The organism is Acinetobacter kookii (genome assembly GCF_900096895.1).
In the GTDB taxonomy this organism is placed as follows: Bacteria; Pseudomonadota; Gammaproteobacteria; order Pseudomonadales; family Moraxellaceae; genus Acinetobacter; species Acinetobacter kookii.
In genome coordinates, this window is the sequence record NZ_FMYO01000008.1 from 1 (window position 1) to 26981 (window position 26981).

General features: G+C 43.4%; 27 protein-coding genes. 17 read left to right on the forward strand and 10 right to left on the reverse strand.

Annotated elements, in window-relative coordinates; all coding sequences use genetic code 11:
• Positions 1-176: 176 nt before the first annotated feature.
• On the reverse strand, positions 177-1541 hold the full coding sequence (gene hemN / locus BLP85_RS11010; protein WP_092820135.1) for an oxygen-independent coproporphyrinogen III oxidase: 1365 nt from the start codon (positions 1539-1541) through the stop codon (positions 177-179).
• A 273-nt stretch (positions 1542-1814) separates the two neighbouring features.
• Here hemN and hemF point away from each other — a divergent pair, with 273 nt between their 5' ends.
• The 6 genes from hemF (at position 1815) to BLP85_RS11040 (ending at position 8448) form a co-directional block, all read left to right on the forward strand.
• Entirely contained in the window at positions 1815-2750 is a 936-nt protein-coding gene (gene hemF, locus BLP85_RS11015) for an oxygen-dependent coproporphyrinogen oxidase (RefSeq protein ID WP_092820136.1), read from the forward strand.
• Positions 2751-3033: 283 nt separating this feature from the next.
• Positions 3034-3240, forward strand: coding sequence for a hypothetical protein (locus tag BLP85_RS11020; RefSeq protein ID WP_092820250.1), 207 nt, complete (start codon positions 3034-3036; stop codon positions 3238-3240).
• Between the two features lie 162 nt (positions 3241-3402).
• On the forward strand, positions 3403-4191 hold the full coding sequence (gene aroE / locus BLP85_RS11025; protein WP_092820137.1) for a shikimate dehydrogenase: 789 nt from the start codon (positions 3403-3405) through the stop codon (positions 4189-4191).
• A gap of 392 nt (positions 4192-4583) precedes the next feature.
• On the forward strand, positions 4584-6407 hold the full coding sequence (locus BLP85_RS11030; RefSeq protein ID WP_092820138.1) for an acyl-CoA dehydrogenase C-terminal domain-containing protein: 1824 nt from the start codon (positions 4584-4586) through the stop codon (positions 6405-6407).
• A 125-nt stretch (positions 6408-6532) separates the two neighbouring features.
• Complete coding sequence (locus BLP85_RS11035) at positions 6533-7492, forward strand: phage baseplate protein (protein WP_092820139.1); 960 nt, start codon at positions 6533-6535, stop codon at positions 7490-7492.
• A 365-nt stretch (positions 7493-7857) separates the two neighbouring features.
• Positions 7858-8448, forward strand: coding sequence for a DUF4142 domain-containing protein (locus BLP85_RS11040; protein ID WP_092820140.1), 591 nt, complete (start codon positions 7858-7860; stop codon positions 8446-8448).
• Positions 8449-8874: 426 nt separating this feature from the next.
• On the opposite strand, the gene hemW is transcribed toward BLP85_RS11040, so the two are convergent.
• Complete coding sequence (gene hemW / locus BLP85_RS11045; RefSeq protein ID WP_092820141.1) at positions 8875-10029, reverse strand: radical SAM family heme chaperone HemW; 1155 nt, start codon at positions 10027-10029, stop codon at positions 8875-8877.
• 124 nt (positions 10030-10153) lie between these two features.
• On the opposite strand from hemW, the gene BLP85_RS11050 reads away from it, so the two are divergent.
• The 4 genes from BLP85_RS11050 to BLP85_RS11065 all read left to right on the forward strand — a co-directional run bounded on the left by BLP85_RS11050 (position 10154) and on the right by BLP85_RS11065 (position 13892).
• Positions 10154-10615, forward strand: a complete 462-nt coding sequence (locus BLP85_RS11050; protein ID WP_092820142.1) for a DMT family transporter — start codon at positions 10154-10156, stop codon at positions 10613-10615.
• Between the two features lie 36 nt (positions 10616-10651).
• Positions 10652-12007 carry an MATE family efflux transporter gene (locus tag BLP85_RS11055; RefSeq protein ID WP_092820143.1) on the forward strand — a complete coding sequence of 452 codons (1356 nt, stop codon included), beginning with the start codon at positions 10652-10654 and terminating at the stop codon, positions 12005-12007.
• A 224-nt stretch (positions 12008-12231) separates the two neighbouring features.
• Positions 12232-13530, forward strand: a complete 1299-nt coding sequence (locus BLP85_RS11060; protein WP_092820144.1) for an ABC1 kinase family protein — start codon at positions 12232-12234, stop codon at positions 13528-13530.
• A gap of 107 nt (positions 13531-13637) precedes the next feature.
• Complete coding sequence (locus tag BLP85_RS11065) at positions 13638-13892, forward strand: type B 50S ribosomal protein L31 (RefSeq protein ID WP_092820145.1); 255 nt, start codon at positions 13638-13640, stop codon at positions 13890-13892.
• A gap of 104 nt (positions 13893-13996) precedes the next feature.
• Here BLP85_RS11065 and crcB read toward each other — a convergent pair whose 3' ends face one another.
• Positions 13997-14377 carry a fluoride efflux transporter CrcB gene (gene crcB, locus BLP85_RS11070; protein WP_092820146.1) on the reverse strand — a complete coding sequence of 127 codons (381 nt, stop codon included), beginning with the start codon at positions 14375-14377 and terminating at the stop codon, positions 13997-13999.
• Between the two features lie 153 nt (positions 14378-14530).
• Between crcB and BLP85_RS11075 the strand changes: the two genes are divergently transcribed.
• A complete protein-coding gene (locus tag BLP85_RS11075) occupies positions 14531-14863 on the forward strand; it encodes a HopJ type III effector protein (RefSeq protein ID WP_092820147.1) in 333 nt (110 codons plus the stop codon).
• A 143-nt stretch (positions 14864-15006) separates the two neighbouring features.
• On the opposite strand, the gene BLP85_RS11080 is transcribed toward BLP85_RS11075, so the two are convergent.
• Both BLP85_RS11080 and BLP85_RS11085 read right to left on the reverse strand, forming a co-directional pair.
• Positions 15007-15414 (reverse strand): protease inhibitor I42 family protein, encoded by a 408-nt coding sequence (locus BLP85_RS11080; protein WP_092820148.1) that lies wholly within the window; start codon positions 15412-15414, stop codon positions 15007-15009.
• A gap of 35 nt (positions 15415-15449) precedes the next feature.
• The gene (locus BLP85_RS11085; protein WP_092820149.1) at positions 15450-16010 is read right to left on the reverse strand and encodes a hypothetical protein; all 561 of its coding nucleotides are present in this window, start codon (positions 16008-16010) and stop codon (positions 15450-15452) included.
• Between the two features lie 173 nt (positions 16011-16183).
• On the opposite strand from BLP85_RS11085, the gene BLP85_RS11090 reads away from it, so the two are divergent.
• Positions 16184-16804 (forward strand): class I SAM-dependent methyltransferase, encoded by a 621-nt coding sequence (locus BLP85_RS11090; protein WP_092820150.1) that lies wholly within the window; start codon positions 16184-16186, stop codon positions 16802-16804.
• Between the two features lie 112 nt (positions 16805-16916).
• Here BLP85_RS11090 and BLP85_RS11095 read toward each other — a convergent pair whose 3' ends face one another.
• Entirely contained in the window at positions 16917-17384 is a 468-nt protein-coding gene (locus BLP85_RS11095; protein ID WP_092820151.1) for a Holliday junction resolvase-like protein, read from the reverse strand.
• 119 nt (positions 17385-17503) lie between these two features.
• Here BLP85_RS11095 and BLP85_RS11100 point away from each other — a divergent pair, with 119 nt between their 5' ends.
• The 4 genes from BLP85_RS11100 (at position 17504) to BLP85_RS11115 (ending at position 20670) form a co-directional block, all read left to right on the forward strand.
• Entirely contained in the window at positions 17504-18148 is a 645-nt protein-coding gene (locus tag BLP85_RS11100; RefSeq protein WP_092820152.1) for a ParA family protein, read from the forward strand.
• A 130-nt stretch (positions 18149-18278) separates the two neighbouring features.
• Positions 18279-19406, forward strand: coding sequence for an AI-2E family transporter (locus BLP85_RS11105; RefSeq protein ID WP_092820153.1), 1128 nt, complete (start codon positions 18279-18281; stop codon positions 19404-19406).
• 115 nt (positions 19407-19521) lie between these two features.
• The gene (sodC, locus tag BLP85_RS11110) at positions 19522-20070 is read left to right on the forward strand and encodes a superoxide dismutase family protein (protein ID WP_228143294.1); all 549 of its coding nucleotides are present in this window, start codon (positions 19522-19524) and stop codon (positions 20068-20070) included.
• A 294-nt stretch (positions 20071-20364) separates the two neighbouring features.
• Positions 20365-20670: a DUF3817 domain-containing protein gene (locus tag BLP85_RS11115; RefSeq protein ID WP_092820251.1), complete on the forward strand. Its 306-nt coding sequence runs from the start codon at positions 20365-20367 to the stop codon at positions 20668-20670.
• Positions 20671-20870: 200 nt separating this feature from the next.
• Here the strand turns inward: BLP85_RS11115 and craA are convergent, their stop codons facing one another.
• The 4 genes from craA to BLP85_RS11135 all read right to left on the reverse strand — a co-directional run bounded on the left by craA (position 20871) and on the right by BLP85_RS11135 (position 25355).
• Positions 20871-22100 (reverse strand): chloramphenicol efflux MFS transporter CraA, encoded by a 1230-nt coding sequence (gene craA / locus BLP85_RS11120; RefSeq protein WP_092820155.1) that lies wholly within the window; start codon positions 22098-22100, stop codon positions 20871-20873.
• A gap of 415 nt (positions 22101-22515) precedes the next feature.
• Positions 22516-23364, reverse strand: a complete 849-nt coding sequence (locus BLP85_RS11125) for a hypothetical protein (RefSeq protein ID WP_092820156.1) — start codon at positions 23362-23364, stop codon at positions 22516-22518.
• Positions 23365-23453: 89 nt separating this feature from the next.
• Positions 23454-23834, reverse strand: a complete 381-nt coding sequence (locus BLP85_RS11130; RefSeq protein ID WP_092820157.1) for a hypothetical protein — start codon at positions 23832-23834, stop codon at positions 23454-23456.
• 111 nt (positions 23835-23945) lie between these two features.
• Positions 23946-25355 carry an FAD-binding oxidoreductase gene (locus tag BLP85_RS11135; RefSeq protein ID WP_092820158.1) on the reverse strand — a complete coding sequence of 470 codons (1410 nt, stop codon included), beginning with the start codon at positions 25353-25355 and terminating at the stop codon, positions 23946-23948.
• Between the two features lie 355 nt (positions 25356-25710).
• Between BLP85_RS11135 and serA the strand changes: the two genes are divergently transcribed.
• Positions 25711-26943, forward strand: a complete 1233-nt coding sequence (gene serA / locus BLP85_RS11145; RefSeq protein WP_092820160.1) for a phosphoglycerate dehydrogenase — start codon at positions 25711-25713, stop codon at positions 26941-26943.
• The last annotated feature ends 38 nt before the right edge of the window (positions 26944-26981 follow it).

Consider the following 26981-nt stretch of genomic DNA (forward strand, 5'->3'; position numbering starts at 1 on the left):
CGTTTATTGCGAATTATTCAGGTCAATTTATTTGAAAGGAAACTTTTAAGGTCACTCTTTGTGCCTGATAAAAAATGGCGAAAACAAGAAGAACCCCAATTGAGGTTCTTCTTGTGATATTTGTGGGACAGCAGTGGGCTTCCCCCTCTTTGGTAAAGAGGGGGTTAGGGGGAGATTCAAATCGTCATCGAAAAAATCCGATTTTCCGGAACACGGCGTTTTAAACGCAAATCAAAAGCCATACAGATATTACGCACAAAAGGCTTGCCCTGTTCAGTCACGGTAATGCCCTGCTCATCAATCTGTAACAGCTGATCCTGCTGCATTTCTGCAAGTTGCAGCAAGACCTCGGGCAATTCAGGAAATTGCATCTCTTTCGATGCCCAGGATGTCGTAAAAGTACACATCAAATTCAAGATATGCTTGCGGATAATCAAATCTTCGGCACTCAGCACATGGCCTTTGACCACTGGAATTTCATCCAGCTCCAGACGTGCATAATAATCTTCCAGTTTCTTTTCATTTTGCGCAAAGCTGTACCAGCTGTCGCTAATGGAAGAAATTCCCAGGCCAATCATCACTTGGGTTTTGGATGCGGTATAGCCCATAAAGTTGCGATGTAAAGCCCCCTGTTTAAAGGACTGGTACATGCCGTCTTTTTCTAGGGCAAAATGATCCATACCAATTTCATGATAACCATGCGCCAGCAGTTGTTTTTTGCCTTCTTCATAGCACTGGCGTTTCAATTCATCTTTCGGTACATCGGCATCTTTAAAACCACGCTGGCCATTGCCCTTAATCCACGGCACATGAGCGTAGCTATAAAATGCCAAACGGTCTGGCATTAAACTCTTGGTTTGATCAATGGTATTCAGCACATCTTCCAGGTTTTGAAAAGGCAAACCAAAAACCAGATCATGGGAAATGGAGGTATAACCGATTTCACGTGCCCACTCCGTGACACGCTGTACATGTTCAAAAGGCTGAATCCGGTGGATGGCTTTTTGTACCGTTTCATTGTAGTCCTGCACACCATAGCTGACCCGACGAAACCCCAGATCATACAAGGCTTGCAGATGTTCACTGGTGGTATTGTTGGGATGCCCTTCAAAGCTGAATTCATACTCGGCAGCCACCTCTGCCTTTGCCAGAATGCCCCGAATTAACTGTTGTAAATGCTCAACCGAAAAGAAGGTCGGTGTGCCGCCGCCCAAATGAATTTCTTTAATTTTCGGCGTTGTTACCAGCAACTGGCAATACAAGTCCCACTCCTTGAGCACGGCCTGAATATAAGGCTGTTCCATCTCATGCTTTTTCGTGACACGTTTATGGCAACCACAGAAGGTACACAGGCTTTCACAGAAAGGCAGATGGATATACAGACTGATGCCTTCAGTTGAGTTGGATTCATCAAAGGAACGCTTTAAGCTCTGTTTCCACTGCTCAAGTGAAAATGGCTCGGTTTCCCAGTACGGCACCGTTGGATAACTGGTATAACGGGGTCCCGGCACATTATATTTTTGAATTAAAGAACGCGTCATCGCTGCTATCCATTCTCTACTGCAACAGCCGGTTATACCTATAACCGAACCTATATTTTGCATACATATTCAACTCATTTTGCTGGGCTTGTTCATAGAATTCAACCTAGCGATCTAGTCGGAATATTTTTCAGCGACCACTTTGCATCAAAGTCTGCATAAAATGGAGGGTATCTGTTTCAATAAAAAAGCGTGCTGCATAAAAATCCTTACTCTTTTATACAATTTATGCTTTGATGTATCTCAGTTTTCTTTTCCGCTATGAGGGCTTTGATGCAGCATCCTACATCTGCCGATATTCAACGCGTTCGCGAATTCCTGCTTGACCTGCAAAGCCGTATTTGCTCGGCACTTGAACAACAAGGTGGCGGCACAGCTCAATTTGAAATTGATGACTGGCAGTGCCCTGAAGGCGGTGGCGGCCGTTCACGTGTGTTGCAAAACGGCAGCGTGATTGAAAAAGGCGGGGTCATGTTCTCGCACATCAACATTTCCAGACTTCCCGCTTCTGCCACAGAGCGCCATCCGCAAATTGCCGGTGCCAAAGCCCAGGCCATGGGCGTGTCTTTAGTGATTCATCCCAAAAACCCCAATGTGCCGACTTCACATGCCAACGTACGCCTATTCGTGGCCGAAAAAGAAGGCCAGGATCCGGTATGGTGGTTTGGTGGCGGTTTCGACCTGACACCATTTTATCCCAATGATGAAGATGTTTTGGCGTGGCATCAAAAAGCCCATGAGCTATGTGCACCATTTGGTGATACGGTGTATGCCGAACATAAAAAATGGTGTGATGATTATTTCTATTTAAAGCATCGTGATGAACAGCGCGGGATTGGCGGCTTATTTTTTGATGATTTGAACCAGTGGGATTTTGAAACCTGCTTTCAGTATATGCAGGCGGTCGGCAATGGTTATCTGCAAGCGATTGTTCCGGTCTTTCAACGCAACCAGGATAAACCTTATAGCGAAGCCCAGCGTGACTTCCAGCTTTACCGTCGTGGCCGCTATGTAGAATATAACCTGGTCTATGACCGTGGCACTTTATTCGGTCTGCAAACTGGCGGCCGGATTGAATCGATTCTAGTCAGTATGCCGCCATTGGCCGCCTGGTCGTATCGTCCCGAGTGGGAGGAAAATTCGCCTGAAAAACGCCTGACCGACTATTATCTCAAACCGCATGACTGGTTGACTGAACTTAAGAAATAAAAAAGTTTTGATCCCTTTTTTCCGCGCAGAAAAAGGGATTTTTCCACTGAAATACATTTTAAAACCAAATCACCACTTCAATATTTAAATAATTAAAATCAATACATTAAAATAATCAAGATATTTAACCAGTGCATTAATACAAGAAAACGGACATATTTCCTTACAGCACTAGACACGAGTGTGTCACAAAAATCGTTTAGACTGATTGACTACATTCATGACCTATACAGATTTAATCAGCATGGATAAATACAAAAAAGCATGCTGGAGGGAGAAAATGATGCTCAACACAATCTTAAATCATAAGGTGATTTTATTTTGGTCGATTGTAACCATGATCATCTGTTCAATCACCATTACCCTGCTTTCACACAATACCCTTGCGGACAGCCTGTCAATCAGCTTTACCGTATTTGCAGGTCTGGCTTTATTTTTTACTGCAGCCATGTGGCTTGAAGACCAGGTCCACGACATCTGCAATCCTTGATGCCAGATAAACGGCTCTCCTCTTCCAGTTAGATTTGAAAAAGCCGGGGCCAAACGATTTCAGCTTCTGCTGCTCTTTTTTAACTTTCCCCGTGGTGCTGGCTTTAGCCAGGGCACAAAATCACGTATATTGAATGCCATTTCCGCACACGGACCTTGTGAAATGAGCAAACAATTCGCAGTGGTTGGCAATCCAATCGAACAATCACGCTCTCCAGAACTGCATCATGCCTTTGCAGAAAAAACCGGTATTGATCTCGTCTATAGCAAACGCCTTGCTCCACTGGATGGTTTTGAAGCCAATATCCAGGCGTTCTTTGCTCAGGACGGTATGGGCCTGAACGTGACGGTGCCTTTCAAAGAGCAGGCTTTCGCAGCCTGTGCAGTATTAACCGAACGTGCCAAAATTGCTAAGGCAGTCAACACCCTCTGGATGCAAGATGGCAAGCTGCATGGCGACAATACTGATGGCCAGGGTCTGGTCAATGCCATCAAGGCCCTAGACTGGAAACTGGAAGATACTGAGCTGTTGATTATTGGTGCAGGCGGTGCAACCCGTGGGGTCGTCTATCCCCTGGTACAGGCAGGTGCGAAAAAGATCGTCATCGCCAACCGGACTTTAGCCCGTGCAGAACAACTGGTGGCCGATTTGAAACCCGCTGTGCCGCAAGCCACCCTTGAAGCCATTTCATTAAATGATCTGGCAGGCGACTTCGACATTGTCATTAATGCAACTTCGGCAAGCTTGACCGGCGATGCCCTGGTTTTACCTGAAGCTTTACAGTTTAAGCATGCCTATGAAATGGCTTATGGCAAGCCGTCCAGCTTCTTAGATCAGGCCAAAGCTCGCGGTGTTCCGACTTCCGAAGGTTATGGCATGCTGGTGGGACAGGCAATCGAATCTTTTTCGATCTGGAACGGGGTCAAGCCTGAACTCAAAGATTTTCTTTAAATGGTAGGAATCAAATAATTGAAAAGAAGTAAATCACTGCTTCTTTTCAGTTTTTGTCGGTATAAATAGCTCACCATTGGATTTTATGACATCTGTCCTGATTTAAAGACCTTCCTTCTAAGAAAAAGAGGAAATCCGTTGCCTTTATGTCAAAAATTACAATAACATGTTTATTTAATTATATTTTTACATAAATAATCGAAAGTCGCATATCCTAAAAAATGTACAAAAGCATATAATTATTTAGACTTGAAGCTGAATCATAATATTTTAAATTAGCCTTTCTGACATTTTTCTCAGGCTGCATCATCAATGTATTTTAATCAACAATGTGAATAATCAAATTATCGATTCGGATAATCCAATACTATTTCTAAATTAGGATTAACACTATGCCAGCGTATAAAGCCCCTTTGCACGATATTCGTTTCTTAATGAACGAAGTGCTTGATTACCCAACACATTATAAAACTCTCTCAAATGGTGAAGCAGCAGATGCTGACACTGTAGACATGATTCTTGAAGGTGCGGCAGATTTCTGTGAAAACGTACTTTCTCCACTTAACCAATCCGGTGATGAAGAAGGCTGCCACTTTGAAAATGGTGAAGTCAAAACACCAAAAGGTTTTAAAGAAGCATATGACCAATTTGTGCAAGGCGGCTGGCAAGGTCTTTCTTTCCCTGAAGAATTTGGCGGTCAAAACCTGCCGCAATCTTTAAACCTGATCAAATCAGAAATGATGGGTACTGCGAACTGGTCATTCCAGATGTACCCAGGTCTGAGTATCGGCTGTATGAACACGATTCTTCAGTTTGGTACTGAAGAACAGAAAAATACCTATATGCCAAACCTGGTCACCGGTGAATGGTCAGGCACGATGTGTCTTACCGAACCACAATGCGGTACAGACTTGGGCCAGGTGAAAACCAAGGCGGAACCAAATGCAGATGGCACGTATGCCATTTCGGGTACGAAAATCTTTATCTCTGCCGGTGAACACGATTTAACAGAAAACATCATTCACATCGTTCTCGCACGCCTTCCAGATGCGCCTGCAGGAACCAAAGGTATTTCGCTATTCATCGTGCCAAAATTCTTGGTCAATGCAGACGGTAGCGTGGGTGAGCGCAACCCTGTAACTTGTGGTTCAATCGAACACAAAATGGGGATCCGCGCTTCAGCGACTGCGGTATTAAACTTTGACAATGCAACGGGTTACCTGATTGGCGAGCCGCACAAGGGCCTGCATGCCATGTTCACCTTCATGAACACGGCACGTATCGGTACTGCAATCCAAGGTATTGCGCATGCTGAACTGTCATTCCAGGGCGCCCTTCCTTATGCCAAAGAACGTATGTCCATGCGTGCCCTTTCAGGTAAAAAAGATCCAGAAAAAGTGGCGGATGCGATCATTCATCATGCTGACGTTCGCCGTATGCTCTTGACTCAAAAAGCGATTGCTGAAGGCGGTCGTGCAATGATTTATTATGCCGCGCAAATTGCCGACAAAATGGCAGATGCGTTAATGCATGGCGATACTGCAGCCTATGAAGCGCATGATGACCATCTGGGTTTCTACACACCTATACTGAAAGGTTTCCTGACTGAAATGGGTTATGAAGCTGCCAACCACGGCATGCAAGTCTATGGCGGCCATGGCTACATCAAGGAATGGGGCATGGAACAGATTGTTCGTGACTCGCGTATCTCGACCCTTTACGAAGGGACTACAGGCGTTCAGGCACTTGACCTGATTGGCCGTAAAGTCCTGTTAACCTCTAGAGGTAAAGTGATTCGTGACTACACGGCTGAAATCCTGAAGTTCTGCGGTCAGCATGCACGCAACAAATACATGCGCCGTTTTGCCTGGGACCTGACCAAGCTATGTGCGCAATGGAACGCACTCACGGTTCGTATCATGCTTGCGGCACGTAAAGACCGTGACATCGTGTCATCTGCTTCCGTCGATTTCCTGATGTTCTCGGGTTATGTCATGATGGCTTACTTCTGGGCGCAGCAAGCCGCTGTAGCTTCGGCAAAACTGGCTTCCGGTGAAGGTCAGGAAGTACCTGAGTTCTACAAAGCGAAAATCAAAACGGCGGATTTCTACTTCGAACGCCTGCTTCCACGCAGTCAAGGTCATGCCGAAGCAATGGTCAACCCATCCAAGACCATGACTTCACTTGCACCTGAACACTTTAGCTTTGACTATTAAGCGGTAAAGTTTAAGTCCAAATCAAAGAGCACTACGGTGCTCTTTTTTATGCGCTACAATAATTCAAATGCAGACCGGATTTTCAAAAGCATATAATAATCAAAAAGCATCCGGTGGCTTGTTAGATGAAAAAATTATTTTCAATACTGACCCGCTTTTATCAGCCCTACAGTGTCACTGTGCCTTTAAATACCCATCATCTTGAACAAAAAATGGATTCTCCGCATTTTGCCAGCCTGGGGGATGCTGCCGAACCCATTACACTGCTGAGAACCGGATTGGGAAATCAGCATATTATCCAAGGTCTAGCCATCGATCACAGGCAAAATATGTTGTATACCACGCATGTCGAAGGCCATCCTGAACAGGGCGTGATTAATCGATTCAAATTTCACAGCTCGAATTTATGGTCGGCACAGGATGCGCAAAAACCTTCACGGCTTATCGGTCATCAGGGGATTTCTGTCGATCCACAAACTAGCTTTATGTTTGCTTCTGCTGGTTCAGCCATCCCGAACAAAGGTTGGTATATCCTGAAATTTCAATACATGCCTCATGCAGAACCTATAAATACTCAAGTCATTCAGGTGTTCGATAAAAGATACAGCAAGATCACCAATACCATGCCAACCTTCACTCCCGACGGAAAATATCTGCTGGTACGCGGCAATAACCATAAAAGAAATGTCATCCGGATTTTTAAGTCAGATCTTATTCGCCAGAAAAAATTAACCGATCTTTGTTTCTTGTATGAAGATGAATGGCCGATTGACTCAGGCTTCACTCAGGATCGCTGTGCATTTCAAGGCCTGAGCACCGATGGAACCTATATCTACCTGCTCAGCGACAATAAGAACAAAGGTCCTAAACGAATCTATGTGTATGACTTCACGGGAAAACTCATCCAAAAAATGGATCAGGTGACACTCGGCCATTTTGAAGCTTCATCCAGTCATGCTATCCGGTATTGGGAACCAGAAGGCCTAACGGTAGATAGCCGCAACCATCAACTCTATATTCTCTACACCATTGGCAATAGCGGCCAATTTTTGGGCCGTATTTACCGGATAAAGATTAACACCTAAAACATAAAATTTATCAAAATTAAATATTTATAAGTATTTTTTCACTTGTGAAAATTAATCATGATGAACGGTTATCTTCCATTAATCCGCTAAACTCGGATCATACCCATTAATTTAACTTTAAATTTTCTCATCGTTTTTTATGTTAGTTATGTAAAAAGATAAAGCTCTTGTGAACCTGTTTAATCAATAAGCCCTCACCTAAACACCATGATTTAATACTAATCGCCCCTTGTCTTTGCTTAAATCAATCACCGCTTTATATATTTATCTCACAAAACTACTGAAATTTTACATTGCTTTTCAGGTTATGGACCTATCTTAGTAAAGCAAATTTTAAATCATAAACTTTAAAGGTTGCCGACATGAAAGCAATTACCATGAAGAAGATGATTCACTGTATTGCAGTGAGTAGTGCATTGAGTTTTGCTGCATCTCAAAGTATGGCCATGGAACATCAATCGACCAATGAGGGCAAAGAGCATTCTAAAATGTCGCACGATGCTCATGAACGTTTAACGGACAGTCAAGTGATCAAGGTGGTCAGCACCGCAAATAACGGTGAGATCATGCAGTCAAAAACTGCCTTGCCCAAGCTAAAAATGGATCAAACCCGCAAGTATGCCCAGTTGATGATTAATGCACATTCATCAAATGAGAAAAAAGGCCAAGCCCTAGCAACTCGTCTAAAGTTAACGCCACAAGCGAGCAATATCAGCACCTCATTGCAAAATGACAGCGATAAGATTGTGAATAAGCTGGGTCAATCATCCGCAGTTGATAAAGACTATATGATGAGCCAGGTTAAAGTACATCGTAAAGTTCTGATGATTATTGACAAGCAATTGCTACCCAATGCTAAAAATTCCGAATTAAAAAATATGCTTACGCAAACCCGGACTGCAGTGGCCAAGCATTTGCAAATGGCTGAACAAATCGTTGCCAAGATGAAATAGCATAAAATCAATATATGATTGAACCATGCATTCTTAACCAGCCTGGCATCAATAAGCCAGGCTGGTGAATTCTTTTTTCGTCTCACACTTTTTTTAAAAATAACTTCATCGGATTCAAGTTTGAATATTTTTGAATATTAGATCTATTTCATAAGTCAAAAATGTTCAATATTAGATTTTTTAAATCAGCACGGCCTCATTTGATTGATTTAATTTTCTTACCTTCTCGTAGGCAATCTCTCTACTTTTGAAAGGTCAAAAGTAGACAAAAACCTTTTGTTTCCCATACACGACATCCTTGTCGTGATGGGAAACATGTGGCATCCATGCCACACTCATGACTCTAATATCGACTAAAAAATCTATTTTCAATTTCAACTTTACGAACAACTTTTAGTTTCTAAGATGATTTATGAAAGAAGTTTATTAAAGAAATTCTTCCAGCACCGAATTTAAAAACACATGTCCCTGCTCGGTACAAGACAAACGGCTTTGATCTTCGACCATCAACTTCCGTGAACGTAATGACGCTAAAAGCTCATCCAAACTCGCCAGGTCTAAACCTGTACGTTCAGCATACAGCTGGGCAGCCACGCCATCATTTAACCGCAGCGCATTCATCATAAATTCAAACGGCATGTCTGCATCTTCAATCTTTTTAAACTGAAGATGCTCAGCCGGAACTTTGGCCAAATAATCTTTCGGCAAACGGGTTTTCTGGAAACGGTACACGCCATCCGGCCGGGTCACTTTAGCGTGTGCACCTGCCCCAATGGCCAGATAATCGCCAAATTGCCAGTAATTTAAATTATGTGCCGACGGTTTTTCTTTGCGCCACGCCGAGACTTCATAATTCACAAAACCGTTGGCTTTTAAATAGGCTTCACCCTGTTCCTGAATATCTTCCAGCACATCATCCACCGGTAAAACCGGTTGCGTGCGGAAAAATACGGTATTGGGTTCAATGGTCAGCTGATACCATGAAATATGGGTTGCGCCATTTTCTACCGCCAGTTTTAAATCATGCAAAGCCTGTTCCAAGGTCTGTTCCGGCAGACCATGCATCAAGTCGACATTGATACGTTCAAAGCCGGCTTCTCGGGCCAAATGAATGGCATGAATCGCATCATCATTACTATGGATACGCCCCAATTTTTTCAGCTGATCGGTATTAAAACTCTGCACACCAATGGAAAGGCGGTTAATCCCTGCTTTTAAATAACCTGAAAAAGGATCATGTTCGACTGTTCCCGGGTTGGCTTCCAGGGTAATTTCACAGTCATCTTCAAAAGGAATCAGCGCTTTAAGCTGTGCAAATAACCACTCATAACCCTTGGCAGAAATCAGTGACGGCGTGCCTCCACCAATAAACACGCTATGAATCTGACGGCCCTGGGCAAATTTGACCTGGGTTTTAAAGTCTTCGACCAAAGCCTGTAAATATTGCTGCTCCAAATCTAAGGACAGTTTTCCATCCGGTAGGGCATGCGAGTTAAAGTCACAATATGGACACTTACGCACACACCACGGCATATGAATGTATAAAGATAAAGGAACCAGTGCAGGATTTAGGTCAGCCAAGGATCAAGCTCGAAACGGATAAGGGAAGATGCATATTTTAACATGACTGCATCAGGACACTGTTAAAATCTCACTAGGAATATCAGTACACTAGAAAAAACTATTGAAGAATTAAATTGTTAGAATGATGAAAATATCCGCTCAGTTATTGTTGTTCATCCCGCTGACACTGGGGATTGGTATCGCGCTCACCATCCAAACCGCTATTAATAGCCAGTTAAGAGAATATTTAAATTCGCCTTTACAAGCTGCCCTTTTATCTTTTCTGGTTGGTACAATACTGCTGGCCATATTGGTGTTTTTTCAGCCGGCAGAAAAACCCGGTTTTGCTACTTTTGTGCAACTGCCGTGGTATTTATGGTTGGGTGGATTTCTGGGCGTGTATGCCATTAGCCTCAGTATTTATGCCGCGCCCAGACTCGGTTTTTTGACCCTGTCCGGTTTGATTATTTTTGGTCAACTGGTCACTTCAATGGTTCTGGATCATTTTGGTTTACTGGGTACAGAAAAAACACCGGTTAACTGGCAACGTCTGTTAGGTGGCGTAGTGATTTTTATTGGTGTGCTTCTCACTTTACAACGCTAACACCTCATTATTCTAAGCACATGATGAGTAATTTTTGTGTCTCATGTATCGTCGGTTACAACAACCCGTTATGAATTAAAACAGCTCTTTCATTTGATGATTCCGATTTTGGTCACTCAATTTTCCCAGGCCGGTCTGGGACTGATTGATACCATTATGGCCGGACGTCTGTCTCCGGTGGACCTTGCCGCGATTGCTGTCGGGGTCGGCTTGTGGATTCCGGTCATGCTGCTGTTTAGCGGGATCATGATTGCCACCACGCCTTTGGTTGCGGAAGCCAACGGGGCACGTACGCCTGAAAAAATTGCTAGCATTGCACGGCAATCGCTGTGGATTGCATTGCTTCTGGGTATCATCGCTGCGCTGATTTTACAGATCATGCCGTTTTTGTTGCCTATTTTAGGCGTGCCTGAAGTCTTGCTGCCCAAAGCCAGTCTGTTCCTGCATGCCATTGGCCTGGGCATGCCTGCTGTGACCATGTATGCAGCGCTGCGTGGCTATTCGGAAGCGCTGGGGCATCCACGCCCCGTGACCGCCATTAGCCTGATTGCATTAATTGTTCTGGTGCCGCTGAACTTTATTTTCATGTATGGCTGGGGACCGATTCCGGAGTTAGGTTCGGCAGGTTGTGGTTTTGCCACGGCGATTTTGCAATGGCTGATGTTTATTGCACTCGCAAGCTATGTATTGAAAGCTTCAGCCTACAAAAAAACACAGCCCTTTGCCGCATTTGAAAAAATTAATCCCTACTGGATCAAGCGCATTTTAAAACTCGGTTTTCCGATTGGCTTGGCCATTTTTTTTGAAGTGAGCCTGTTCAGCACGGCTGCGATTGTACTTAGCCCTTTGGGCGAAACCCTGGTGGCCGCACACCAGATTGCCATGTCCGTGACCTCGCAATTATTTATGATCCCGATGTCCCTGGCCATTGCGCTGACCATTCGTGTAGGTACGTATTATGGGGAGAAAAACTGGCAGGCGATGTATAAAGTTCAATATCTGGGTTTGGCCACCGGCACTGTTTTTGCCATCGTCACCATGGCCCTAATCTGGTTTTTTCGGCCAGAAATTGTGGCTATTTACACCTCGGATTATGAGGTCACTCAGGTCGCGCTGTCTCTGCTGCTGTTTGCCATGGCCTATCAGCTGATGGATGCCTGGCAGGTCAGTGCAGCGGGTTGCCTGCGCGGCATGCAGGACACCAAAGGTCCGATGTGGATCACCATGATTGCCTATTGGGTCATCGCCTTTCCGGTCGGGGTTTATCTGGCGCGTTTTACCGACATGCAGGCCGCAGGTGTCTGGGTTGGCTTGATTGTCGGTTTGACTGTGGCTTGCATCTTGTTATTGACCCGTTTATATAGAATCAATCATCGGCTTAGAAGCCATTAACAGCGTCTAGACTCATTCCTTTTCCCATGAAAAGGAATGAGATCAATACAAAATAAATAGAAAAACAATGATAAAAATTTCAATAATTTATCCACTTAAAAATGTTCTTGTTTTGAATGATCCCACTTTAAAAATGCCGCTTTTTAACAATTTAAAGTAGGCAATATCCAGTTTAACGCCTATGATCATTAAAACCCATCTCTGATGATCCTGAGGAATTTCGAATGGCAAAAACGGCTAGGACCCCCGGTCGTCGCTTTATGAAACTTGCCAGTATGACGGCGAGTATTGCAACTAAAACCGTGTCAAACTCGATTAAAAATTTTAATGCCGATGAAGAACAAAAAAATGCCGCGCGCACTAAACTTTTTCAGGATATAGGTTTACAGATTGCTGATACCCTGGGCGAAATGAAAGGTGCGGTCATGAAAGTGGGGCAAATTGCTTCCCAATATAAAGACATCTTCCCGCCTGAAGTGGCCCGTGCTATCAGCAAATTACAGCGCCAGGCCCCAGCGATGCCTTTTGCTGAAATTAAAGCACAAGTTGAAAAAGAACTGGGCAAACCGCTCAATCAAATCTTTAAACACTTCGATGAACAGCCTTTTGCTGCGGCTTCTATTGGGCAGGTACATAAAGCCACCCTGCCGAATGGTCAGCAGGTCGTGGTCAAAGTGCAATATCCGGGCGTGGACGAAGCCTGTGAAAGTGACCTGAAACAGGTTCGCCTGGCCTTGCGTTTGATGGGTGTATTGAAAATTGACCGTAAATTGCAGGACCGCTTATTTAAGGAAATTCAGGAAAGTCTGGATAACGAGCTGAATTACCAGATTGAAGCACAAAATCTGGAAGTGGCACGTACTTTCCATGAAACTTTAGACAGCAAGATTATTATCCCGCAGGTTTATAAACACTATTCTTCGCGTCATATTCTGACTTTAAGCCTGGAACAGGGCGAAAGCATCGAAACGGCCAGCACCTGGTCTCAAGACATCCGTAATGAACTGGGTCGCCGCCTGTTCCGTGCCATTGGTCAGGAAATTTTTTATCTGAAACGTTTCCACTGTGACCCGCATCCGGGCAACTTTGCTTTCCGTGAAGATGGTACGGTGATTATTTACGATTATGGCGGTGTTAAAACCCTGTCTACTGAAATTGTTTCCAATTTCAAAACTCTGATTAATGCTGCCCGTGAAGGTAATATTGCCGAAATGGAACAGAAACTGGATGACCTGCACTCCCTCACCATGCAAGGCAAATTTCCTGAAGACCTCTATCGCCAGTGGCTGGAAGTGTTGATGCGTCCGCTGATCACCCATTACGATTTTGCCGAAAACTCGGCCCATCATGATGGTGTCGAGCTGCTCAAACCGTCATTAAAATATTGGGATGTGTTTAAGCCTTCCCCGGATACCTTGATGGTCAACCGCACGGTTTCCGGACATTACTGGAATTTAATCCATTTAAAAGTTCATGATAACCTGAATGATTTATTCGAAGAGCTGGTGCCACCTCGCGTCTAATTACCAATAATAAACCCGGTTAACCAATCGTTACCGGGTTTTATTTGACCTTACAATTGTTATGTTATAACATTTCTTTAAATTTAAAATATACGATGGAGAAATGTATGCGCCCAGGTATTCACCCAGACTATCAACAAGTCCTGTTCCACGACACCAATGCGGATGTTTATTTTGTGATTGGCAGTACCTTAAAGCCGACACAGACCCGTGAGTATGAAGGCCAGACTTATCCTTATGTCACTCTGGATATTTCTAGCGCCTCTCATCCGTTTTATACCGGTGAACAACGTCAAACCAGCAATGAAGGTCGTGTGGCAAGTTTCAACAAACGTTTCGCACGTTTCAAACGCTCACATTAACTTCATATTGTTTTAAGATTTCAACGCTAATCTTAAGACTTGAAAAGCCCAAGCACTCTCCTCCAGCTTGGGCTTCTTTTTTATATTTATTCTCACTATTCAATTTATCTGCTGTGTAGCAGCCACTGAAACAGGTAAAAACCGAGCGTCAAAACCAGAATTCCCATCATCACGCTGGAAATCATATAACCCAAAGCCAGTGTGGTTTGACCATGTTTTAATAACTGGAAGGTTTCCAGACCAAAACTGGAAAAAGTGGTAAAACCGCCTAAAATGCCGACCATCAGAAACAGGCGTGCTTCATTTTGCAAAACGGGAAATTTCTGGCTATAAGCAAAGAAAATACCGGCAAACAGGCAACCGCAGATATTCACCCACCAGGTGGTCCATGGAAATCCGCTCGTGGGTTTAAATAGCAATATCCCTGCTCCATAGCGCAAACTTGCGCCCACCGCTCCCCCTAAAGCCACCAGTAGCCAATTCATATCCGTTCCATTTTTATCAAATCAAAGATCAGGACTGTGTAAATTCTGGGTCCACTATACTCTACAAATGAACTGAAATAGTAATGAAATGCTGCCCTAAAAATTGTTATAGTCGCGATGTTTTTAAACTGTTTTCTATGAATTGAGGAAATTATGGCTCAGGATTTATTGGCACAGCTTCAGGCAGGTGAAATCAAATTTGCAGACGTGATTGCATATATTGATGCCCGTTATCAGCATACCCCGACAGCATTTCAAAACGGCAAACAGGCCAATGCTGCAAACGAAAACCAAGGCAGTGCCAAAGTATTTTCTTTTGCCCAACTTAATGGTCTAGATCAGGCACAAACGCTCAGTTTGTTTGCTGAACATTATGCAGCGGTATTAGCGACCCCTGAAGCCACAGACCACCAGAACATTCGCCAGTTTATGCAAAATGGCTGGGATGGCATTCAGTTTGACGGTCAGGCATTAACAGCGAAATAAGTTATTTATATATATTTTAGAATATAAAAGGCCCGCTTTAATCAAGCGGGCCTTTTACTCCTCCCTTAGAAAAAGGGAGGTCGGGAGGGATTTAGAAAATCAATAAATATCCCTTTTCATAAAAGTAATCTAAAAAAATTAAATCAGGAAATTCTGACCCGACAACGCCACTCATCAACCGGATTCTGTTCCCATGATCGGCCATGTTTCACGTGAATCCATTCTTCACCGGGTTGCAGTGCAGTAAATATAAACTGTTTTTGTCCACTCATACCCACCATTGGCGGTTGGCTTTCCCCTTGATCTTGCCGATAAATTTCTTCGACTTTTAAGATGTTCTGCGGCTCGGCCACTTGCCAGATATAACCTGTAGTCGGATTCTCGGGCAACGTTAATTCCAGGGTTTGCCCCACACTCATTTCCAGCAAAGCTGGACATTGCTGCTTTAAGGAATAGACATGAGTTTTGCCATCAACCGTTGGACTCAAGCTACTACACCCCACCAAGGTAAACCCCAGTATTAGCCCAAAACTTAGTGCTAAAGCTTTCATCAATTTACTCTTAACCCTCTTCTTAGGGAAACGAATTAACCTTTAACCCGTTCAATCCATTCGATTGAACTGACACGAAATAGCTCACACGCGCCATCACCCGTATCGGTTGGGGTTAAAGATGAAGTCCAGACCAGATTTTTGTCTTTAATTTCCACCAGCTCGCCTTTCAGCCGCACCAAATCACCGCGTTTGACATGTTTAATCTGTTTGGCAATTTGAGGGTTGGCAGGAATGATGTGCATATTCGACACCATCTGCATGGCCTGCTCGGCAGGAACGGGTAAGCGGTCAATCTTCCAGTTTAAATAGCGGTCATATTGATTGACCGAGATATGCCGTGCAATTTCAGGTTCGGCAAACAGCCCCCAACTTACCGCATAGTCAATCGGCGAAAACTTGGCCTGTTCATCACTGGTATAGGTTTTCGAGCCTAAAATACGGAAATCCCCTTTAAAGGTTTGCAGCGTTCTGATGGACTGTTGTTTAGATACCGGAGCCAGACCTTTGGCAATATTATAGTCAACTGAGGCACTGGCACTCACTTGCAACATGCTCGCTGCAAATAAAGTACTGAATAATATTGACCTGATCATCTTTATGCCCCTAACAAATTTATTGATTTCTAAATTAATTTTAATTCAGTCACCTTAAATAACTATATGGACTTGGTAACAATATAGATATGTTCAGTCACTTTTTTGTCTTATTCCCTGAACAGAAGATTGGTTAAACTAAAATGATATAAAGTAAGAAAAATTAAGTGACAATGATTTATAAATTTTACCAGCAACACATTTTTCCGCATTTGCTCAATCAGGTAATGCAAACACCCAGCCTCATGGATCAGCGTCGCGAACTGCTACTCCCCATTGCAGGCGAAGTGCTGGAAATTGGCTTTGGTACCGGGGTGAATCTGCCTTTTTATCAAAATGTCGATACGCTCTACGCACTGGAACCGAATGCCGATATTTATCAGCTGGCGATTAAACGCGTGCACGAAAGTGCCATTCATGTGCAGCACGTTCAGGCCAGTGCAGAAAAGCTGCCTTTTGCCGACAATAGTATCGATCATATCGTCAGTACCTGGACACTTTGCAGTATTGAACATCTGGATCAGGCCTTGGCAGAATTGCATCGCGTGCTGAAGCCTGGCGGAACCTTGCATCTGGTCGAACATGTACTGTCTGACCGTCCGGCACTGCAACATCTGCAAAACCTGCTGACGCCCGTTCAAAAACGCCTTGCCGATGGCTGCCATCTGAACCGCAATATTGAACAGGACTTGCTGGATGCACATTTCAGCTTTACAGAAAAACATTATCTGGATGCAGCCGGTATTCCTAAAATTGCACAGCGCATGTTGTTTGCACGCGCTCAAAAACAATAGACTTCTTTCATCAATCATTATGAATGACTGCAAGTTTTTCAAATTGAATATTGTTTGACTTATCAAAGATCACTAATGATATTGAATTCAAACTCGTGCAATCATCACGGTGTTAATCATCAAAATCAATGCGCACCGTTTCAAAACGTACCCGCCCTTCGCGTATGGCCTGGGCAATCGCCTGTTGACCTTTAGTCAGGCGTGCACCGCCGCTTTTAATATCAATCAGTACCACTTCGATATCATCGGGACTTCCTTCGCCATCACGCAGGTCGGTATAACCATCAAACACTACATAATCGACCGGATCGCCCAGAAATTTGGCATCACTGGGTAAATACTGAAACTGGGGCATAATCGGTGCCAGCTGCTCTGCCATCTTGCCTTTTAATACTGCACGGCTGGTATTGACACTGCGTTTTTGCGCATGCGCCAAAGCCTGCTGATGCTCCAGCTCCAGTTCCGCAATGTACTGTTCATACTCTGCTTTAATGCGTCCATTTCGGGTATTGCTTAAAATCATGGTGGTGAGCACCACACCTATACACGCCCCAATCAGCATTGCCATCCAAATGGACATTATTATTCCTTAATTTCAAAAATTACCGCTACTTATACCTTAAGACTTTTGTCCCGAGTCATATTCACTGCATCAAACAATGATATGCTAGGACTGAGCAGAATAAAATCATCAGGGTTATGAAAACTATCTTAATTGCCAATCAAAAAGGTGGATGCGGTAAAACCGTTACTGCAATTAATCTGGCTGCCGCTTTGGCACAAAAGGGGTATAAAGTCGCACTTGCCGATGCCGATAATCAAAAATCAGCCTTGCAATGGTTAAAACAACGACCGCCAGAGGCGGCTCCTATTCAAAGTCTGGACTGGCGTCAGGAAAAATCGATTGGTGAGGTGCCTAAAAATATCGAATATCTGATTGTGGATGCACCTGGGGCCCTGTCTGGCGAGCATGCCGAACAGCTGATCAGTGAAGCCCATGCCATTATTACGCCATTACAGCCTTCTTTCTTTGATATAGAAAGTACCCGCCGTTTTCTGAAGCATTTAAAAGAGATTAAGCGTATCCGCAAAGGCAAGGTGCAAATTTTACTGTTGGCCAACCGGATGAAAGCAAACAGTGCCAGCTCCAAAGATATCCAGGATTTCTTCCAAAAAATTGAACAGCAGCCGGTGGCCTGGATTTCCGAAAGGGCGGCCTATGCTCAGCTTGCCATGCATGGACTGAGTGTTTTTGATAAAACGCAAAAAAACTATTTGTCCATGCAAGCGCAATGGCAACCGCTGTTAAATGCCATTATTGATGATCCCAGTGCCTGGTTTTAATTGCATTGAATGGCGCAGTCCAAGCTTTGGCATGGAAATGTTCAATAAATATTCATCACAACTTACCCAGCTCTCGTTTTCGGGAGCTTTTTTTTCGGTTAAGATGATCTCCGAACTTAGGAAGTAGTCAGTGAATTCAGTGCAACATTACGCGCCCACATTACAAAAGGTTTTATTATTTGGACTGTTTTTTGTCCTGATGTATTTGAGTTTTCATGTGCTCAAATATTTTATTGTACCTGTGGTTTGGGCGGCAATTATTGCCTATGTCACCTGGCCGCTGTATCAGTCGGTATTGCGCATGTGTGGACAGCGTCCTACGCTGAGCGCCACAGTAATGATTCTTTCTGTCGTTTTAGTCCTGGGTTTACCGATTATTTTTGCGATCTTCATGTTGCAGCATGAAGGCCGAAACCTGTATTACGAATTACAGAAACAGGTGTTTTCCGGTCACCTGAACGTTCCTGACTTTATCCGGCAGTTACCTTTTATTGGCAAAGAAATTTCACGTACGTTAAGAGAGATTAATCAGGACCCGAACAGCATTATCCAGTCCGTCTCGATCTGGATTCAGGGTCATTTAAATTACGGGAAAGCGGTACTGAACGAAGTCAGCAAAAATCTGATCAAGCTCTGCTTTGCCGTGATGTCGTTATTTTTCTTTTACCGTGATGGTCACACCATTTTACATCAGGTCAGCAAAGCCCTGGAAATGGTGATTGGTCCGCGTATCCATCATTATATTGCCACCATTTCCGATACTACCCGTGCCGTGGTCTATGGCGTTGGATTGACTGCCATTGCCCAGTCGATACTGGCGGGCATCAGCTATTTTGTGGCCGATGTACCTAACCCGATGGTACTGACCATTATTACCTTCCTGCTGGCACTGATTCCTTTTGGACCTCCAGTTGCCTATACCTCTGTTTCACTGTGGTTATTTTCTCAGGGGCACACCATTGAAGCAATCGGGGTAATGGTATGGGGCGTATGTGTGGTCAGTACCGCAGATAACGTGATTCGTCCACTGGTAATTTCAGGGGCTACCCAGATTCCGTTCTTGCTGATTATGTTTGGTGTGCTGGGTGGGCTGGCCAGCTTCGGTATGGTGGGATTATTTGTCGGTCCGGTCATACTGGCGGTATTACTGGCGATCTGGCGGGAATGGCTGCATGAAACCAATGAAACTGAAGGCTTAATGATGCCTAAGGCCACCCTTGCCCATGATATTGATGATGAAACCCATCACCCTGATTAAGCTGACAAGTCCAGGTTAAGAAACTTATACATTCCACTACTTAAATCACGTGGTCTTGCATCCACGACTTTGTTTCAATGGTGCCAATTATAAAAAAGTCAGGATGCTTCCACTCATGAAAATACCATTTAAACCCCTTACAATTGCCACCCTGGGGGCAATATTTTTGGCTGGTTGCGCCAGCCCCCAGCCTATAGATGAACATAAAGCGCAACATGTCACGGTCAATGCCGTCACTGCGCAAGGCATAGGCAATAAAATCGGGACAGTAGAATTACTCGATAGCCCTTCTGGTCTGGTCATCAATACCGATTTAAGTGATCTGCCACCCGGCCCTCACGGCTTCCATATTCATGAAAAAGGTTTGTGTGGCCCGGCAGAAAAAGATGGCAAAATGGGCGCTGCCCTTGCCGCTGGCGGTCATTTCAACCCCAACCAGGCGCCACATCACGGTACACCACTCACCGGACATCTGGGAGATTTACCCCTCATTACCGTGGATGCTTCAGGAAAATCTCAGGAAAAACTGGTGGCCCCACGTTTAAAACTGGCCGATGTTCAAGGCCTGGCGATTATGGTGCATGCGGGTGGCGACAACTATGCCGATGAGCCCAAACCTTTAGGCGGTGGCGGAGACCGGATTGCCTGTGGTGTGATTCAATAATGTGTCCATAAAACCATAAAATAAAAAAGCAGGCAGAGTGCCTGCTTTTTTATGATGACCTCACAATCGGAGATCGTACCGAGTCACAGGGTGAATAACTTCACAGCTCTACGGATAAAGCAGGCTATATTCACACTAATCGAGCTTTAGAAAAAGCCTGAACTGGCTGAAAGACCGGTTTCAGTACGTGATTATAAGCATTTGATAAGTTCTTAAAATATATCGAGCTTTTATTCACCATTGCGGCAATATTCGGTACACTCAGGGTTCATTCTCATAGATTTAAGCATGACCATGAATATTCAAACTTTACGTGTTGTCGGTCTTTTAGAAGGACTTTCCTTTCTCCTGCTTTTGTTTATCGCCATGCCAATGAAATATATGCTGGATAATCCAATTCTGGTGAAATATGTCGGTATGGGACACGGCGTACTGTTTATCCTGTTTTTAATTGTTTTGTTTATTGTGTGCGAAAAACAGAAATGGTCGCTTCAGATGTTTATTCTGGGGTTGATTGCATCCATTTTACCGTTTGGCACTTTTGTTTTCGATCGCAAGTTAAAGGCTGTTGCGCAGCCGATTGCCGAGTCCAAGCTATAGTTTCTGATTAAAAGACTATTTTCTTTTTCAGAGAATAATAAGGATATACCCTCATCCCCTAGGGGAAGAAAATGCTGATTTCAAATCAGTATATTCCCCTCCTTTCAGGAGGGGTTAAGAGAGGTAAAATTATGCTTAGCCTCTCACCTTGCGGAATATATTCCTCATCTCCTATTAAGAAGAGAGAACAAATAGGGCGGCTAAAACTGTCCCTGCTTCACCCGTTCCTTTAAAATCTGCTTGAGCATCGCTCGCGGAAAACTGAACCACAGTGCAATTAAAACAAAACACGCCACGCTATATGCCAAATAGTGGTAGTGTTCATACATCACCCGAACCAGTTCAATAATGATAAAGAAGCTGAACATCAACAGCATCGAAACGGCTGCTGCCACTGTACCTTTGGATACTTCCGATGACATCAGCGCAAAACGGTACAGCACCGAAAAACTGATCCCTTCACCAAAGCTGATGAGCGTCATGCCTGCAATGAGGCACCAGATCAGATAATCCCGCAAAATCACCCCACCCAGTAAAATTACGGTGCCGAGCAGCATAATCGGCAAGCCCATCAGCACCGATCTGCCCAAAGCCAGTTTGTCGATAATTTTAATCAGCACCACATTTCCGACAATCAATCCACCCAATACCGGAAACTGTGCCAAGCCGTATTGCATGCTGCTAAAACCTAATTCTTCCACCAGCATGACCGGTGACAGTGCAATCCAGAGCATCAATGGCATACTGACCATCGGCAAGGCCAAGGTCATGGTCAGAAAACGTCTATTTTTATAGACTTGTTTAAAGTCATCCCATATATAACCGAATGGCTGTTTTGGTATGCTGACTTTGTTCTCGGGCATTTTGGCTTTCAGTCCAAACCAGCTTAAAAAGGCTAATGACGCGATGCCGATAAAGCCCCAATGCCAGGACACATGGTCAATCAGGAATGCACCAATCACGGGACCGAGTAAGGGGGCAAGCAGGGAAATATTGGCCATCAGTGCCATGACTTTAATCGCGTCACGTTCTTCAAAAGTTTCCTGAATGGAAGCATAACCGACGGCAGAAATGACGGTTAAACCTATGCCTTGTAAAAAGCGCAGTGCCAAAAAGCTTTCAATATTTTTCGTCAGTAAAATCAGCAAGCAGCACAGTACAAAGAACAGTACGCCTGCAAGCAGCACTTTTTTACGTCCTAAACGGTCGGACAATGGGCCGAGCAACCAGGCCACACATGCCCCACCCAGCAGGTAAAACGACATGGAGGATGGTGCCCACGAACTGCTTACGCCAAAGTCTTTGGTAATGGCGAGCATGGCCGGCTGCACCAGGTCGTTGCCGATATAGACGGAAAATTCAAACAGCACCAATGCCAATGGAAACATCAGCGTGGCACGGTTTAAGGTTGCGGTTTGAACGTTTTGCATTGTTTTTCTACATGTATTTTAGGCTTGTAGGGCTACGCACTATTTTTAGGGAGAGAAGCGTCAGCCCAATGCCAAGCATTGAGTGTTTAAATTAAAGTTTGGGAAATGCACTTGCTTATAAGTGACTTACAACACCGTATTCACGAGGTGTTTAAATAAAAAATTCGTGAGAATAGTTGATCTCAAACAAGTACACCTACTTGGTTGAGTAGGTGTAGTTTAGCAGAGACCATTGTCTAAGTCTGTGAGCTTCTTAAAATCATTTATGTAGATTAATTACTATGAGTTTTGCCACGCTTAAAAATTAATAATACAATCGTATTACCCAATTAGGAATGGAAAAATATAGAGGCAATTGACGCAAAGTTGCCAAGAGCGGAACGTGAACTTTCGGTGCACATAAAAACAAGGGTTTTCATAAAAAGACCTTATATTGTTTTAAATTGCCGCTAATTATTAGATCAAAATAAAAATATTTAAATTTATTAAAATCCAATCCAGAGAGCTTTATATCAACATCTTCATTATCAATCAGCTTCTGTATACCTGGAATACTTTGTATTTGTTCTTCAATAATCTTTTCAATTTTATATTTCAGTTGAATAAAATATGCATGACCTTTCATAATATTTTTGCCTCCCCAAATTTCTTCAGGCATATAGCAAGTGCCATCAATATCTAAAAAATATGTATATCCATTCTTTCTTAACGCTAAAATTTCTTCATCTTTAAGATTCTCCCCTATCAAACCGCTCACTACTCTATGCTGAATTAAATCAGGTCTTTCCCGATGCAGAATTTCCAAATTATTTTTTAAATGCCACTCTCCATGATTTGCTATTTTAATAAAAAAAATTTCTTCTTCATTCAAGTAAGCAAAGACAACTTCCTCTGTACCCTGCATCATTCTTTTATGCCTTAAATCTTCCTCGACTCCTAAATGTAAATGATGAATACCAAAATCACAGAACATTAAATCAATAGCATTTCCGTTAAATAATTTCCTACTTTGATGCTGAAATAATCCACCAGTGCCTGATTCACACTTTTTAGATAAAAGTTGGAAACCTTCTTCATACTTAGGCGGTAATTTAAATTTTTTAGAAAAACTAATTTTTCTTGGAATATCTGCTATTAACAAATGATTTAAATTCATCAATTGAAGAAAACTACTATTTTTTTTATCAACTTTATAATCTAATGAAATTAAAAGGTCTGTTGCTAAACTATTTATATCCCTATATATAATTTTTTCTAGATTCATTTATAAATCTCATAACAAAAAAGCCCATCAATCGATACGCTTTTTATGCAGCATTACAGCTTACTTTTCAACCATAAATCAAAGATTTATTAAGGGCATTTCGCTTTCTGAAAAGACTTGGTATTTTTCCCACGCAAACATTGATACGACTTCTCTGTATCCACCTTCTTCCAGTCCCCATCTACCAGTTTAAAACTATATACCGTACGCATTGAACGAACCGAGTCATCCATTAAACCCGTTTCCGTGACTTTTACCTGCGCAGCAGTTGGGGACTCTACACTGTTAAAAAACTGACGAATCTCCACCGTTGCCGAACCCTTACGCAAATCAGGTCGTTCTTTTAACACTTGCTGCAAAGGCGTATCAGACGAACCAATATTCACTTTAGAAGCCAATTTTTTAGTCGTTGCACAACCCGTCGTGATTAAGCCCAAACAAATTATAGAGGTCGATAATAAACGTAACATTGGGAAATCTCCCCCATAAAAAAAAGACATCACATCTATGATGCCACGTCTTTTTTTCGTACTCGATAACAGTTATGTAGTCATCGGCGCATAGAACTTACAGGTTAAATATTAAAGATCGAACAGTTTACCCGGGTTCATAATGCCGTTTGGATCGAATACCTGTTTCAAAGCTTTCATATAGCCAATTTCTTCTTCAGAACGGGTGTAGTTGAGGTAAGGCTTTTTGGTCATACCGACACCGTGTTCCGCAGAAATCGAACCGTCATATTTTTTCACGGTATCGAATACATATTTGTTCACTACCTGACATTTGGCAAAGAATTCATCTTTAGACAGGTTCTCTGGTTTCAAGATGTTCAAGTGCAAGTTACCGTCACCAATATGACCGAACCAGCAGATTTCAAAGTCAGGGTAATTATCCGCAACAATCGCATCAATTTCTTTAATGAATGCCGGAACATGCGTAATAAGTACGGAAATGTCATTTTTGTATGGTGTGAATGGTGCGATTGATTCAGAAATATCTTCACGCAAACGCCATAAGCTGTGTACCTGTTCCAGGCTCTGGCTCATTACGCCGTCCAGCACCCAACCCTGTTCCATGCAATGCTCAAAGATTTCCATCGCCTTGTCCATGATTGGCTCAAATGGCGCTTCAAATTCAAGCAGTACATAAAATGGACATTCCGTTTCAAACGGACGTTGTACATGACCATGATCCAGCACTTTTTGCATCGCAAGTTCACCAAAGAACTCAAATGCCGTTAAATCAATTTTTGCCTGGAATGCGTGAAGAACTGGCATCACGGCTTCAAAGTCAGGTACACCCAGGACCATCACTTGCAGGTCTTGCGGTTGACGCTCCAGCTTGATTTCAGCTTCAGTTACTAAACCTAAAGTACCTTCACCACCAATGAACAAATGTTGTAATGCATAACCGGTCGCGTTCTTGATCATGCCCTTATTCAGACGCAGGATATCACCCTTACCGGTCACAACGGTCAGACCCAGCACCCAGTTACGGGTCATGCCGTATTTGATCACTTTAATACCACCGGCATTGGTGCCGATGTTACCGCCAATTTGTGATGAACCTGAAGACGCGAAATCCACCGGATAATACATGCCCTGTTCTTCGGCATAGTTTTGTAACTGTTCAGTCACCACACCCGCTTGTACACGCACCATACGGTCTGCCGGGAAGAATTCCAGAATCTGGTTCATCTTGTCCATGCTAACCACAATTTCACCGTTGGCTGCTACTGCACCGGCCGATAAACCGGTACGGCCGCCCGATGGTGTGATGGCAATATTGTGTTCATTGGCAAATTTAACAATCGCCTGCACCTGTTCCGTACTTGATGGAAAAACAATGACTGATGGGTTTGGATCGAAATGCTTGGTGTAGTCTTTGCCCCAGGCATCGAGACTAGCAGCATCAGTTTTAATGCGGTTTTCACCCACAATGGCTGTCAATTGGGTTAATAACTCAGGTGTTAAAGCGACTGGAGCATTCATCGTTTGCAGACCTAGCAAGAAATATACAAGTGGTGGACGGTCTATAGAGCATTCTTTGCAAAGAGATTTACAAAAAAATCATGTCTTAGACTGGGTGTGAGCATAAAATCAACAATATAACTGTGATCGATTTCACTACTCGACATTATAAGACATTTTTTACTAAAACCTGGTGAAAATAAGCATTTTGACAATCTAGGCTTAAAAATTACAGCTTTAGTTAGACCAAAATCTGTAGTTCCTGGCATATGTATGGCAAAAATACCTATAGTCTCCGTCATAAAGGAAATGTATATAGACCCTTCTCGTATGTTATCATATCGCGACTAAATTTGGCCTTTGTAGCGGAGCCGTAATGAGCCAACATCTTTCACTGCCTAAAGATAAAATTCGTTTCTTGTTGTTAGAAGGCGTTCATCAAAACGCAATCGACACTTTAAATGCTGCTGGATACACCAACATCGATTACCGTAAAACTGCGCTTGAGGGTGAAGCGTTGAAAGAAGCGGTAAAAGATGCTCACTTCATTGGTATTCGTTCACGTACTCAACTGACTGAAGAAGTATTCGAAGCAGCCAACAAGCTGATCGCTGTTGGCTGTTTTTGTATCGGTACCAACCAGGTGAACCTGGATGCAGCAATGCGTCGCGGTATTCCAGTATTTAACGCACCATATTCAAATACCCGTTCAGTAGCTGAACTGGTACTTGCTGAAGCTATTTTATTGCTTCGTGGCGTACCTGCTAAATCTGCTTCTACTCACCGTGGTGGCTGGAACAAGTCTGCAGTAGGTTCGTATGAAACTCGTGGTAAAACTTTAGGTATTGTCGGTTACGGCTCAATCGGTTCTCAACTTTCAGTGCTTGCTGAAAGCATGGGTATGAATGTCATTTATTATGATGCAGTAACCAAACTTCCTATGGGTAACGCACGCCAGGTCGGTACGATGGGCGAGTTGCTTGCAAATGCTGACGTGGTATCTCTACACGTTCCAGATGTTCCATCTACGCGTAACTTCATGGGCAAAGAACAGTTTGCTCAAATGAAAGAAGGTTCAATCTTCATCAATGCTGCACGTGGTACATGTGTAATCATTGAAGACCTTGCGGATGCCATCAAGTCTGGTCACATTGCAGGTGCTGCAGTTGACGTATTCCCTAAAGAGCCTAAAGCCAACGGTGAAGAATTCGTTTCTCCACTTCGTGGCCTGGACAACGTGATCTTGACACCTCACGTGGGCGGTTCAACCATGGAAGCGCAAGCCAACATCGGTCTTGAAGTTGCAGAGAAATTCGTTGCTTATTCAGATAAAGGCATGACCTTGTCTGCGGTGAACTTCCCTGAAATCGCGTTGCCATTGACTGAAGGTAAACACCGTTTACTGCACATTCACAAAAACATTCCAGGCGTGCTGTCTAAAATCAACAACCTGTTTGCTGAACACGGCATCAACATCTCTGGTCAGTCTTTAATGACTAAAGGTGATGTCGGTTACCTGGTGATGGACGTTGATGCAACTGCGTCTAAAGAAGCACTCGATACGCTTCACGAAGTTGAAGGTACAATCCGCGTTCGCGTATTGTTCTAATTCAGTTTTATTTAAAAAACCACAGCATTCATGCTGTG